The organism is Geodermatophilus sp. SYSU D00766 (genome assembly GCF_054049915.1).
This window is the reverse complement of the sequence record NZ_JBJGYI010000067.1, coordinates 1-11,881: the sequence shown is the minus strand read 5'-3', so window position 1 is coordinate 11,881 and position 11,881 is coordinate 1. Positions and strand designations below refer to the sequence as shown.

11 protein-coding genes are annotated in these 11,881 nt (G+C 77.7%); 7 read left to right on the top strand and 4 right to left on the bottom strand.

Annotated features, from left to right (window positions below):
* Positions 1 to 275: 275 nt before the first annotated feature.
* Complete coding sequence (locus tag ACI8AD_RS24295; protein WP_456873098.1) at positions 276 to 2,072, top strand: DEAD/DEAH box helicase; 1,797 nt, start codon at positions 276 to 278, stop codon at positions 2,070 to 2,072.
* Positions 2,073 to 2,249: 177 nt separating this feature from the next.
* Positions 2,250 to 2,489, top strand: a complete 240-nt coding sequence (locus tag ACI8AD_RS24290; protein ID WP_456873097.1) for a DUF6458 family protein — start codon at positions 2,250 to 2,252, stop codon at positions 2,487 to 2,489.
* Between the two features lie 12 nt (positions 2,490 to 2,501).
* Here ACI8AD_RS24290 and ACI8AD_RS24285 read toward each other — a convergent pair whose 3' ends face one another.
* Together ACI8AD_RS24285 and ACI8AD_RS24280 are read right to left on the bottom strand one after the other, a co-directional pair.
* Complete coding sequence (locus ACI8AD_RS24285; protein WP_456873096.1) at positions 2,502 to 5,432, bottom strand: helix-turn-helix transcriptional regulator; 2,931 nt, start codon at positions 5,430 to 5,432, stop codon at positions 2,502 to 2,504.
* A 47-nt stretch (positions 5,433 to 5,479) separates the two neighbouring features.
* A complete protein-coding gene (locus ACI8AD_RS24280; RefSeq protein ID WP_456873095.1) occupies positions 5,480 to 5,605 on the bottom strand; it encodes a hypothetical protein in 126 nt (41 codons plus the stop codon).
* A gap of 166 nt (positions 5,606 to 5,771) precedes the next feature.
* Between ACI8AD_RS24280 and ACI8AD_RS24275 the strand changes: the two genes are divergently transcribed.
* The 3 genes from ACI8AD_RS24275 to ACI8AD_RS24265 all read left to right on the top strand — a co-directional run bounded on the left by ACI8AD_RS24275 (position 5,772) and on the right by ACI8AD_RS24265 (position 9,259).
* On the top strand, positions 5,772 to 7,160 hold the full coding sequence (locus ACI8AD_RS24275; RefSeq protein ID WP_456873094.1) for a glucose-6-phosphate dehydrogenase: 1,389 nt from the start codon (positions 5,772 to 5,774) through the stop codon (positions 7,158 to 7,160).
* 213 nt (positions 7,161 to 7,373) lie between these two features.
* Positions 7,374 to 8,645 (top strand): ArgE/DapE family deacylase, encoded by a 1,272-nt coding sequence (locus ACI8AD_RS24270; protein WP_456873093.1) that lies wholly within the window; start codon positions 7,374 to 7,376, stop codon positions 8,643 to 8,645.
* Positions 8,630 to 9,259, top strand: a complete 630-nt coding sequence (locus tag ACI8AD_RS24265) for an HD domain-containing protein (protein ID WP_456873092.1) — start codon at positions 8,630 to 8,632, stop codon at positions 9,257 to 9,259. Before ACI8AD_RS24270 ends, ACI8AD_RS24265 begins: the two co-directional genes overlap by 16 nt.
* Here the strand turns inward: ACI8AD_RS24265 and ACI8AD_RS24260 are convergent.
* Complete coding sequence (locus ACI8AD_RS24260) at positions 9,219 to 9,506, bottom strand: DUF4031 domain-containing protein (RefSeq protein WP_456873091.1); 288 nt, start codon at positions 9,504 to 9,506, stop codon at positions 9,219 to 9,221. The two genes, ACI8AD_RS24265 and ACI8AD_RS24260, sit on opposite strands and share 41 nt — an antisense overlap.
* A gap of 35 nt (positions 9,507 to 9,541) precedes the next feature.
* On the opposite strand from ACI8AD_RS24260, the gene ACI8AD_RS24255 reads away from it, so the two are divergent.
* Complete coding sequence (locus ACI8AD_RS24255; protein ID WP_456873090.1) at positions 9,542 to 10,537, top strand: Gfo/Idh/MocA family protein; 996 nt, start codon at positions 9,542 to 9,544, stop codon at positions 10,535 to 10,537.
* Here the strand turns inward: ACI8AD_RS24255 and ACI8AD_RS24250 are convergent, their stop codons facing one another.
* Positions 10,538 to 11,323 carry a DUF72 domain-containing protein gene (locus ACI8AD_RS24250; RefSeq protein ID WP_456873089.1) on the bottom strand — a complete coding sequence of 262 codons (786 nt, stop codon included), beginning with the start codon at positions 11,321 to 11,323 and terminating at the stop codon, positions 10,538 to 10,540.
* Positions 11,324 to 11,347: 24 nt separating this feature from the next.
* On the opposite strand from ACI8AD_RS24250, the gene ACI8AD_RS24245 reads away from it, so the two are divergent.
* Entirely contained in the window at positions 11,348 to 11,749 is a 402-nt protein-coding gene (locus tag ACI8AD_RS24245; protein ID WP_456873088.1) for a VOC family protein, read from the top strand.
* Positions 11,750 to 11,881: the final 132 nt, after the last annotated feature.

Sequence of the window (11,881 nt, the reverse complement as noted above, 5' to 3'; positions counted from 1 at the left end):
CCCCCCCCCCCCCCCCCCCCCCCCCCCCCCCCCCCCCCCCCCCCCCCCCCCCCCCCCCCCCCCCCCCCCCCCCCCCCCCCCCCCCCCCCCCCGCGGTCGCGTGCGACGGACCGGTCCGCCCGCCGCGTGAGACGCGCCACCCACCGACCGCCGCCGACGGCGTCCGTGCAGGTCAGCGGCGTGCGGACCGGCGCGTATACGTCGTCGCGCGGGAGGCGCGCGGGAGGCGGCCGGTTGGGCGTGTCTCCGCCGCCGCAGGCAGGATGGGCCGCGAGATGGCGAGTGCAGCACGGGCCGGGGCGGTCGCCCCGCAGACGACCAGCCGACCGCTCCGGGCGTGGCAGCAGGCCGCCCTCGAGCGCTACGAGGAGGCCGCCCCCAAGGACTTCCTCGTGACCGCGACCCCGGGCGCGGGCAAGACGACCTTCGCCCTGACGCTGGCCGCGCGGCTGCTGCAGCGGCGCGAGGTCGCCCGCGTGATCGTCGTCTGCCCCACCGACCACCTGCGGCTGCAGTGGGCCGACGCGGCCGACCGGATGGGCATCGTGCTCGACCCCGGCCTGACCAACGCCGTCGGCCCGGTGCGCGCCGGCACGCAGGGCTACGTGACCACGTACGCGCAGGTGGCGGGCAAGCCGATGCTGCACGCTGCGCGCGCCACCGCCGTCAAGACGCTGGTGGTCCTGGACGAGGTCCACCACGCCGGGGACGGGCTGTCCTGGGGCGAGGCGATCGAGGAGGCCTACGGCTTCGCCGCGCGCCGGCTGTGCCTCACCGGGACGCCGTTCCGCACCAAGGCCGACGAACGGATCCCCTTCGTGCGCTACGAGGAGGACGGGTTCGAGGGCGACGCCGGGGAGGCCGGCGCCGGGCTGGTCAGCCGCGCCGACTACACCTACGGCTACAAGGAGGCGCTGGCCGACGACGTCGTCCGGCCGGTCGTCTTCGCCGCCTACACCGGTACCTCCCGCTGGCGGAACTCCGCCGGGGAGGTCGTGGCCGCGTCGCTGTCGGAGGCCGGCACCCGCTCGGTGGAGATGGCCGCCTGGCGCACCGCGCTGGACCCCAAGGGGCAGTGGGTGCCGCACGTCATCGCCGCGATGGACGAGCGGATCACCCACCTGCGCGAGCACGGGGGCATGCCCGACGCCGCCGGGCTGGTGCTGGCCAGCGACCAGGACGACGCCCGCGCCTACGCCCGCATCGTCAAGCGCATCACCGGCAAGGCGCCCGAGCTGATCCTCTCCGACGACCCCAAGGCGTCGAAGAAGATCGAGCGCTTCGCCGCCGGCTCGGCGCGGATCGCCGTCTGCGTGCGGATGATCTCCGAGGGCGTCGACGTGCCGCGCGCCGCCGTCCTGGCGTGGATGACCTCCTACCGGACGCCGCTGTTCTTCGCCCAGGCCGTCGGCCGCGTCGTCCGCTCGCGGGCGTCGCACGAGACCGCCACGGTGTTCCTCCCCGCCGTCCGGCCGCTGCTGGGGCTCGCGGCGTCGCTGGAGAAGGAGCGCAACCACGTCATGCCGCCGCCCAAGGCGGCCGACCCCGAGGCGCTCGACCTCGACCCGCTGCCGCCCAAGGAGCGCGAGGCGGTGGGCTTGAAGCAGTGGGAGGCGCTGGAGGCCGACGCCCGCTTCGCGCACGTGCTGCACGGCGGGACGGCGCACACCGGTTCCGACGGCGTGGCGGTCGCGCCCGAGGACGAGGAGTTCCTCGGCATCCCGGGTCTGCTCACCGCCGAGCAGACGGCGTCGCTGCTGGCCCGGCGAGACGACGAGCTGCGCCTGCGGATCGCCCAGCGGGTGCACGACGAGGACACCGGCGAGCTGCCGGTCGTGGAGGACCACCCCGACGAGGACCTCGCCGACGACGCCGCCGGCCGCTCGTGGCGCGACGCCGCCGAGCTGCGCCGCGAGGTCAACCGCCTGGTCGCGCGGGTGGCGGCGAAGACGTCGCGGCCGCACGGGGTGGTGCACACCGAGCTGCGCAAGTCCGTGCCCGGCCCGCCGTCGGCGTCGGCGTCGGTCGAGGTGCTGCGCGCCCGCCGGGAGCGGCTCCGCACGATGCTCTGAGGCCGCCCGGGGCCGGGCACTTCCGCGGAAGTGCCCGGCCTGCCGGCCGGTGCCACCCGTTCGGGTCATCCCGGGCCCGTGACCGGTTCACCGCCGGTGCCGGGGCACGCGGGCGCCGCGGCGGGAGGACCCCGGGGAGCCCCGACGGTGTGGCCCCGCCGCAGGGAGGGAACCGCCATGCGTCTCGGAACCGCCATCGTGCTGCTCGCGCTGGGCGCCGTCCTCACCTTCGCGCTGCGCGTGGACGTCAGCGGCATCGACCTGCGGGTCGTCGGCTGGATCCTCATGGCCGCCGGTGCGCTGGGCATCGTGCTCGAGGTGGCCCTGTGGGGCCCGCGCCGCCGCCGCGTCACCCGGACCGACGCCTACGCCCCGGGCGCGCCGGCGCGGCGGACGACCACCGCCGAGACCTACTGACCGGGGGGCTCCTCAGCCCGTGGGGAGCAGGCCCCTCGACGCGGCGACGGCGACCGCCTCGGTGCGGCTGCCGGCGCCGAGCTTGGCCAGGATGTTGCTCACGTGCACGCTGGCGGTCTTCTCGCTGATGTAGAGCTCGCCGCCGATCTGGCGGTTGGTGCGGCCCCGGGCGAGCAGCGCCAGCACCTCGGTCTCGCGCGGCGTGAACACCGCCGCCGGAGCCACGGCGCGGCCGGCGCCGGGCAGCTCCAGCCGGGCGCGGCGGGCGAGCGCGGCGACGGCGTCGGCCAGCGGCCGCGCACCCAGCGAGCGCGCGGTGTCGGCGGCCGACGTCAGCGGCCCGAGGGCGGCGTCGCGGTCGCCGCTCGCCACCAGCGCCTCGGCCAGCCGCCACCGGGAGCGTGCCTGCTCGTAGAGGTGCCCGTAGCCGAACGCCTCCACCGCGGCCGCCCACAGCTCCGGTGCGGCGTCGCCGGCCAGCCGGGCGGCCTCGGCGTCCAGCCGCGCCACCCAGGCCTCGGCCTCGACCCCGTGCGGCCCGACGGCGCGGGCGTGGTCGGCGACCGCCGAGCTGCCCAGGGCCACCAGCGACTCCCCCGCCGCCGTCCACTCGGCCAGCGCCGCGGCGTCACCGGTGAGCCGGGCGGTGACGGCGGCGTCGGCGACCGGGGCCAGCGCGGTGGCCACCAGCCGCACGACGGCGAGCCGCTCGTCGCCCCACAGCTCCGTCAGGGTGGCCGCGGCACTGCGCGCGGTGCCCAGCGCGGTGGCCGGGTCGCCGGTCCAGGCGGCGAGGTCGATCTCGGCGCCCGCGGTGGCCACGAGCAGCAGCACGTGGGCGTCCAGCCGCCCGGCCAGGCCGCGCGCCCAGGCGATCCGCGCGGCCGCCGCCGGGTCGCCGCGACCGACCTGCACCAGCAGGCCCGCGGCCCGCACGTGCGCCGCCATCTCCGGCACGCGGGCCAGCCGGTCGGCCAGCGCCAGGCTGCCGTCCCAGTCGCCGAGCACGTACCGCGAGACGACGCCGAGGTGGCGCAGCTCGGCCGCGTAGAACGACCACTCGACGCCCAGGACCTGCGCCCGGGTGAGCCCCTCGTCGCTCCAGCGCAGCGTCTCGCGCACCGCCCCGGCCTCGTAGGCGACGATCGCCAGGTTGAACAACACCCGTATCTCGACGTCGGCGTCGCCGGAGCGGCGGGCCCGCGTCAGCGCCTCCTCCAGCCGCGCGGTCAGGCCGTCCCCGCCGCGGGAGCGGGCCAGCGTCACCGCGACGTCGGCCCAGGCGCTGTCGAGGCCGAGGGCGTCGGCGGCGGTGAGGGCCTCCTCGGCGGCGGCGTCGCCGTCGGCGCGGCGGCCGACCTCGTAGCAGGCCCGCGCGTGCGTGGCCGCGGCCCAGGTGCGCACCGGCGAGGGCGGCGCGGCCGGGACCAGGGCCATCGCCGCGGTGGTCTCGCGCACCGCGGAGGCCTGGTCCTCGATGCGGGCCAGCGCCTGCGCCAGCGTGTAGTGCACCCGGGCGCGCAGCTCGCGGTCGCCGTCGGGACCGAGGACGTCCTGCGCGGCCCGCAGCAGCGCCACGGCCCGGTGCAGCTCCCCGCCGCGGCGGGCGGCGGTCGAGGTCTCCAGCAGCAGCTCGGCCTGGCCCCGCCCGGCGCGGTCGGCGGCGCCGGGCACCGCCGGCCACAGCGCGAGCGCGGCCTCCAGGTGCTGCAGCTGCTCGGCCGGGGCGCCGACGCGGCGCGCCTCGTCGGCGGCCTCCAGCGACGCGGCCAGGGCGCCGGCCAGGTCGTTGCTCTCCCGCAGGTGGTGGGCCCGCTCGGCGGCGGTGCCCGCGGTGGGGACGGCGGCCAGGTGCGCGGCGACGGCGGCGTGCAGCCGGACCCGCTCGCCGGGCAGCAGGTCGGCGAGGACGGCCTCGCGCAGCAGCGCGTGCCGGAAGCGGTAGGCGCCGTCGGGGCCGACGACGAGCAGGTGCGAGTGCACCGCCTCGGCCAGCGCCCGCTCCAGCTCGGCGTCCGACAGCCCGCCGACGGCGGCGACGAGCTCGTGCCGCACCCGCCGGCCGGCCACCGCGGCCACCCGCAGCACCTGCTGCGCGCCGGGTGCCAGCTGCTCGACCCGGGTCAGCAGCACGTCGGTGAGGCCCAGCGGCAGGGTCTCCCCCGCCAGGCCCGCGGCCAGCAGCTCCTCGGCGTAGAAGGCGTTGCCCTCGGCGCGGGCCACGACGTCGTCGACGGTGCGGTCGGGCACCCCGGCGGCCAGGCCGCGCACCAGCTCCTCGACCGCGGCGTCGGGCAGCGGGGTGAGGTCGAGCCGCTCGACGCCGGGCAGCCGCACCAGCTCGGCCAGCAGCGGGCGCAGCGGGTGCCGGCGGTGCAGGTCGTCGGAGCGGTAGGAGGCGACGACGGCGACCGGCTCGTCGCCGAGCCGGGCGAGCAGGTAGCGCAGCAGGTCGCGGCTGGAGCGGTCGGCCCAGTGCAGGTCCTCGAGCACGACGAGCACCGGCGCGTCGGACGCCAGCCCGGCCAGCGCGCCGGCGACGGACTCGAACAGCTGCAGCCGGCCGTCGTCGACCGGCGGGCGCAGGGTGCGCACCGGGCTGGGCAGGTCGGCGGCGTCGGGCTCCCGGCTCCCGACCCGGGCGGCGAACAGGCCCGCGGCGTCCTCGCCGAGCTCGGCGGCGACCGGCCGCAGCAGGTCGACGAAGGGCAGGTAGGGCAGGCCGACCTCGCCGAGGTCGACGCAGTGCCCGACGAGCACCCGCAGGCCGCGCGCGGTGGCCCGGGCGGTGAGCTCGTCGAGCAGGCGGGACTTGCCGACGCCGGCGTCGCCGGCGACGAGCACGGCCGAGCCACGGCCGGCCACCGCGCGCTCGACGGCCGCCTCCAGGGCGGCCAGCTCACCGGCCCGGCCGACGAGGGGTCGCTCGTCCCAGCGCGGCACGGCGCCGATCGTGGCACGCGCCGGCGACAGGACGGGCGCCGCCACGTCTAGCGGGGCCGGCGCAGCCACGAACCGCGCCGCGAGCCGCGCCGGGTGCCGTGCCCGATCGACTGCAGCACCTCGCGCCGGTAGGCCAGCTCCGCCTCGAGTCCGGGGTTGGGGTAGGTGTTCACGACGGTCTCCTCGTGTGGTCGTCCGGTGGGGACGGCGACCACGGTCGGCCTGAGGCGGCACCCCGGGCATCGGGCGACCGGGCAGTCCTCGCCCGTCCCCGGGGTCTGAGGCCCCCTCAGACGCACCTGGCGCGCGCCTGGGGAGCCGGGCGGCGAGGCTGGGCACATGGCCGACCTGCCCCCCACCGTCTTCGTCCTGTTCGGCGCCACCGGCGACCTCGCCGCGCGCCTCGTGCTGCCCTCGTTCGACCAGCTCCAGCGGCGCGGCCTGCTGCCCGCGGACTGGCGGCTGATCGGCAGCGGCCGCGGCGAGCGGTCCGACGACGAGTTCCGCGACCTGGTCCGCCACGCGCTGGCCGAGCACGGCGACGGCGACCCGGCCGACGGGCTGCTCGACCGGCTGCGCTTCGCCGGCGGCGGGCACACCCCCGAGGACCCCGGGCAGCTGCTCGACGAGGTCCGGCGGGCCCGCGAGGAGATCGGCGCGGACGCCCAGCTGGTGCACTACCTCGCCGTCCCGCCCGGGGCGTTCGAGGGGATCACCCGCGCGCTGGACACCCACGGGCTGGCCGAGGGCGCCCGCGTCGTCTACGAGAAGCCCTACGGCACCTCACCGGAGGGGTTCCGCGAGCTCGACGAGCTGGTGCACTCCGTCCTCGACGAGGAGCAGGTGTTCCGCATCGACCACTTCCTCGGCAAGGAGGGCACCCAGGACCTGCACGTGCTGCGCTTCGCCAACGGGCTGTTCTCCTCGGTGTGGAGCCGCGAGCACGTCGCCCAGGTGCAGATCGACGTCCCCGAGACCCTCGACGTCGCCGACCGGGCGGAGTTCTACGACGCCACCGGCGCCACGCTGGACATGCTGGTCACCCACCTGTTCCAGGTGGCCGCCGAGGTGGCCATGGAGCCCCCGGCCTCGCTCGCGCCGGACGACCTGCAGGAGGCGCGCGAGACGGTGCTGACGGCGTTCCGCTCGCTGGCGCCCGAGGACGTCGTCCTCGGGCAGTTCGACGGCTACCGCGACCTCGACCACGTCGCCGACGACAGCCGCACCGACACCTTCGTCGCGGCGCGGCTGGAGGTGGACACCGACCGCTGGCGCGGGGTGCCGTTCCTGCTGCGCACCGGCAAGCGGCTGGCCGAGAGCCACCAGCGGGTCACCCTCGTCATGCGGCGCCCGGACGGGCCGGTGGGGCCGACGCCCGGGGGCGGCAACACCGTCTCGCTGTCGCTCAAGGGGGCCGGCTCCCTCGACCTCGGGCTGGTGGCCAAGCGCCCCGGCCCCGACCTCGACCTCGCCGTCGCGGGGGCGTCGCTGGACCTCGGGGAGGTGCCCGGCGGGGAGCCGCTGCCGGCCTACGCCTCGCTCATCCACGACGTGCTGGTGGGCGACCGGTCGCTGTTCACCACCAGCGCCGGCCTGGCGCAGGCCTGGCGGGCGGTCTCGCCGCTGCTCGACGCCCGGCCGCAGGTGCAGCCCTACGCGCCGGGCTCGTGGGGGCCGGAGGCGGCGGACGCGCTGGCCGACCCGTGCGGGTGGGTGCTGGGCGGCTGAGGAGGGTCCGGACCGGGCTCTGGTCGCCTCGCGGCGAGAGGCACGACGCGGCTCCAGCCCCCGACCGGGGTCGGGGCGGTGTTCCGCGACGGCGGTATCCAATTGGCACCCGGGGACACAGAATCGCCCGGTCCGGACAGAACCGACGGTACCCCTCTCCCCGGGGATGACACACCCGATCGCCGGGAACCCGGCCTGCCAGACTCCGGAGCCGTGGCCGACCTGACACCGACCGAGGCCGCCGTGCTCGACGCCGTCGACGAGACCGCCGCGGTCGACCTGCTGTGCCGGCTGGTAGCCGTCCCCTCGGTCGGCGGCTCGGCGGCCGAGTCGGAGGTGCAGGCCCTGGTCGCCGCCGAGCTCGACGGGCTGGGGTGCGACGTCGACCGCTGGGCGATCGACCTGGCGGCGGCCGCGACCGCCCCGGACGCGCCCGGCCAGGAGGTCGACCGGGAGGAGGCGTGGGGCGTCGTGGGCACGCTGCCCGGGCGGGTCGAGGGGGACCCCGCGCTCGTGCTGTGCGGCCACTCCGACGTCGTCCCGACCGGCGACCGCGCGCTGTGGGGCGGCGACCCGTTCGTCCCCCGGCTGGCCGGCGGCGCGGTGCACGGGCGCGGGGCCTGCGACATGAAGGGCGGCCTCGCGGCGGCGCTGGCGGCCCTGGCCGCGGTGCGCGCCGCGGGCGTGCGGCTGCGCCGGCCGGTGGCGCTGCACAGCGTGGTCGGCGAGGAGGACGGCGGCCTGGGCGCGTGGGCGACGCTGGCCCGCGGCCACCGCGGCGACGCCTGCGTCATCCCCGAGCCCACCGACGGCGCCGTGGTCACCGCCGCGGCCGGGGCGCTGACCTTCCGGCTGGAGGTGACCGGGCACGCCGCCCACGCGGCGATGCGCGACCGCGGGGTCAGCGCGGTGGAGCTGTTCGCCGCCGTGCACGCCGAACTGCGGGCCCTCGAGGAGGAGCGGCAGCGCGACGCCGACCCGCGCTTCGCCGGCGAGCGGTACCCGTTCGGGCTGTCGATCGGCACGGTGCACGCCGGGGACTGGGCCTCGACGGTGCCCGACCGACTGGTCGCCGAGGGCCGGTACGGCGTGCGGCTGGGCGAGCCGGTCGAGGCCGCCCGCGCGGCGTTCGAGGAGCGCCTCGCCGCGTTCTGCGCCGAGCACCCGTGGCTGGCCGTCCACCCGGTGCGGGTGGCCTGGACCGGCGGGGCCTTCGCCAGCGGGTCGCTGCCGGCCGGGCACGAGCTGCTCGGTGAGGTCCGCGACGCCGTCGTCGACACCGGTGGGGCCCGGCCGCCCGAGCGGGCCGTGACCGCCGGCACCGACCTGCGGCTCTACGCCGCGGCCGGGGTCCCCGCGCTGCACCTGGGCCCCGGCGACCTGCACCTCGCGCACGGCCCGGCCGAGCGGGTGCCCGTGGCCGAGGTGGCCGCCGTCGCCCGCGCGCTGGCGCTGCTCACCGTCCGGCGGTGCGGGGTCGCGTGATCGGCTACGAGGACTTCGCGGCGCTGACCGGCGACTCCCCCACCGCGCGCACCGAGTGGGCGGCCGTCGTCGCCGCGTGGAGCGAGCCGCACCGCCGCTACCACGACCTGCACCACCTGGCCGCCGTCCTCGGGCTGGTGGCCGAGCTGGGCGCCGCCGCCGACGACCCCGCCGCCGTCAGGCTGGCCGCCTGGTACCACGACGTCGTCTACGACCCCCGCCGCGGTGACAACGAGCAGGTCAGCGCCGAGCGGGCACGGGCGGGGCTGCGCGGGCTGGTGCCCGCGGCGCGGGTCGAGGAGGTGGTGCGGCTGGTGCTGCTCACCGCCGGGCACGACGCCGCGCCGGACGACGCCGACGGGGCGGTGCTCTGCGACGCCGACCTCGCCGTCCTCGCCGCGCCCCCGGAGGCCTACGCCGCCTACGCCTCCGCCGTGCGCGCCGAGTACGGCCACCTGACCGACGAGGTGTTCACCGCCGGGCGGATCGCCGTGCTGGAGTCGCTGCTCGCGCTTCCGGCGCTCTACCGGCTGCCGGCGACGGCGGCCTGGGAGGGTCGGGCGCGGGCCAACCTCACCGCGGAGCTCGCCCTGCTGCGCGCGCGGTCTTCCTGACTCTCAGCCCGGCGGCGGTCAGCCGGGCCAGCAGCTCCCGGGCGCCCACGGGCTGCGCGCCCGCGGCGACGGCGATGTCGTAGAGGTCCTCGGGGACGTCGTAGTGGTCGCCCTGGAACGCCCGGCGCGGGATGCCGAGCTCGGCGGCGACGAAGGCGTGCAGCTCGTCGTGGGAGACGTCGCTGACCAGGTGCGACCACCGGCGCCCCCGCCACGGCCAGACGGGGCTGTCGATCAGCACGGCCACGGGCCCCAGTCTGCCCGCCCACTACGGTCGACGCCGTGGACGAGATCCGCTGGGGCGTCGTCGGGCCGGGCCGCATCGCGCAGAGCGTGATGGGCGACTTCGCGCACGTGCCCGGAGCCCGGCCGGTGGCCGTCGCCTCCCGCTCGATCGACCGGGCGCGGGCGTTCGCCGAGCAGCACGGGCTCGAGCGCGCCCACGGCTCCTACGCCGACATCGTCGCCGACCCCGACGTCGACGTCCTGTACCTGGCCACCCCGCACCCGCAGCACCACGCGGTCGCGCTGGCCGCCATCGAGGCGGGCAAGGCGCTGCTGGTGGAGAAGGCGTTCACCGCGACGCTGGCCGGCGCGCAGGAGGTGGTCGAGGCCGCGCGCGCCGGCGGCGTCTTCGTCATGGAGGCGATGTGGACGCGGTTCCAGCCCGCCGTCGTCCGGCTGCGGGAGCTGGTCGCCGACGGCGCGATCGGCGAGGTCCGGTCGGTGCAGGCCGACCTCGGCGTCGACCGCGCCTACGACCCCGCCGACCGGTTGTTCGCCCTCGAGCTCGGCGGCGGCGCGCTGCTCGACCTCGGCGTCTACGTCGTCTCCTTCGCCCAGATGCTGCTGGGCGCGCCCGACACCGTCACCGCCGTCGGCTCCACCTACCCCACCGGGGTCGACGCCGAGGCGGCGCTGCTGCTCGGCTGGGCGGACGGCCGCTCGGCCACGCTGACCACCTCGCTGCGGTACCCGACGCCCGGGCAGGCCCGCGTGTTCGGGACGCAGGGGTGGGTCGACGTCCTCCCCCGCTTCCACCACCCGGCCACCATCGTGCTGCACCGCACCGGCGCCGAGCCCGAGGAGATCACCCTCCCGCCGGACGGGGTCGGGTACTCCCACGAGCTCGCCGAGGTCACCCGGTGCGTGCAGGAGGGGTCCCGTGAGAGCGCGGTCATGCCGCTGGCCGACACCCTCGCCGTGCAGGACGCGCTCGAGCAGGCGGCGCACCAGCTGGGCGTCCACCACCGCGAGGACCCGCACGTCCTCGGCTGATCAGGCCGCCGCCCAGGCCGCGCCGGTCGCCTCCTCCGGCGTCGGCACCCGGGTGGGCGTGCGGCCGGCCCGCCGCACGGCGCGGGCCAGCGCGACGGCGTCGACGACGGCGGCGCCGCCGGGGTCGTTGTTGAGGTAGACGAACACGTCCTCGTCGTCGGCCCAGGTGTCCGCCAGGCGCCGCGCCCACTCCTCGAGGACCGCCGGCGGGTAGCCCCAGCCCTCGGCGCCGGTGTGCAGCCGCAGGTAGCCCCAGGTCGTCGTCCGCCACAGCGGTGTCACCGGCCGCTCGGCCCGGTCGGCCCAGCACAGCGCGGCGCCGTAGCGCTCCAACAGCGCCCGCACCTCGTCGGTCTCCCACGTCGCGTGCCGCGGCTCCACGGCGACGCGCAGGCCGGGCGGGAAGCAGGCGAGGCAGTCGCGCAGCAGGCCGACGTCGGCCTTGAGCGTGGGCGGCAGCTGCAGCAGGACGACGTCGAGGCGGTCCCCGAGGCCCTCGGCGTGCCGCACGAGCCGGGCCACCGGTTCCTCGGGGTCGCGCAGCCGCTTGACGTGGGTGAGGTAGCGGCTGGCCTTGACCGCCCAGCGGTAGTCCGGCGGGGTCCGTTCGCGCCAGGCGGCGAAGGTGTCGCGCTCGGGCAGCCGGTAGAACGCGGCGTTGCTCTCGACGGTGGCGAAGTGCCGCGCGTGGTGCTCCAGCCACAGCCGCTGCGGCAGGCGCTGCGGGTAGAAGCGGCCGCGCCAGTCGCGGTACTGCCACCCCGACGTCCCGATCACCACGGCCACGGCGTCGGCCTACCCTCCGCACCCGTGGCCGACGCACCCGCCCGCTTCAAGGACCTCTGCATCGACGCCCGCGACCACCAGGCGCTGGCCGACTGGTGGTGCGCCGCGATCGGCTACGTCCGCCGCGACACCCTGCCCGACGGGACGCCGCGCGAGCCCGACTGGCCGGTGCGCATCGAGGACCCGGCCGGCGCCGGTCCGATGATCTGGCTCAACCCGGTGCCCGAGGAGAAGGTGGTCGAGAACCGGGTGCACCTCGACGTCGTCGGCGACTCCGCGGCGCTGCAGGCCGCCGGTGCCACGGTGGTGCGGGCCTCCGACGAGCGCCCGGGCCACGAGGCCGACGAGGACGCCGGCGAGATCGGCTGGGACGTGCTCGCCGACCCCGAGGGCAACGAGTTCTGCTGCTTCCCGCCCCGCTCCTGACCTGCCGACGGCAACTGCGGGGAACTCGCCGCCTGCGCCGAGCCCGGGACGACGACTTCCCCGCAGTCGCGAGCAGCCCACCGTGATCACCCCGGGTCCGGCGGGCCCTCCTCCGCGTCGAGGGCCCGCCGG

What these genes read in the sequence shown, in the direction of transcription:
- ACI8AD_RS24275 (WP_456873094.1), top strand. Translation starts at nt 5,772, where the DNA reads ATGGCCGACCTGCCCCCCACCGTCTTCGTCCTGTTCGGCGCCACCGGC.
- ACI8AD_RS24290 (WP_456873097.1), top strand. Translation starts at nt 2,250, where the DNA reads ATGCGTCTCGGAACCGCCATCGTGCTGCTCGCGCTGGGCGCCGTCCTC.
- ACI8AD_RS24295 (WP_456873098.1), top strand. Translation starts at nt 276, where the DNA reads ATGGCGAGTGCAGCACGGGCCGGGGCGGTCGCCCCGCAGACGACCAGC.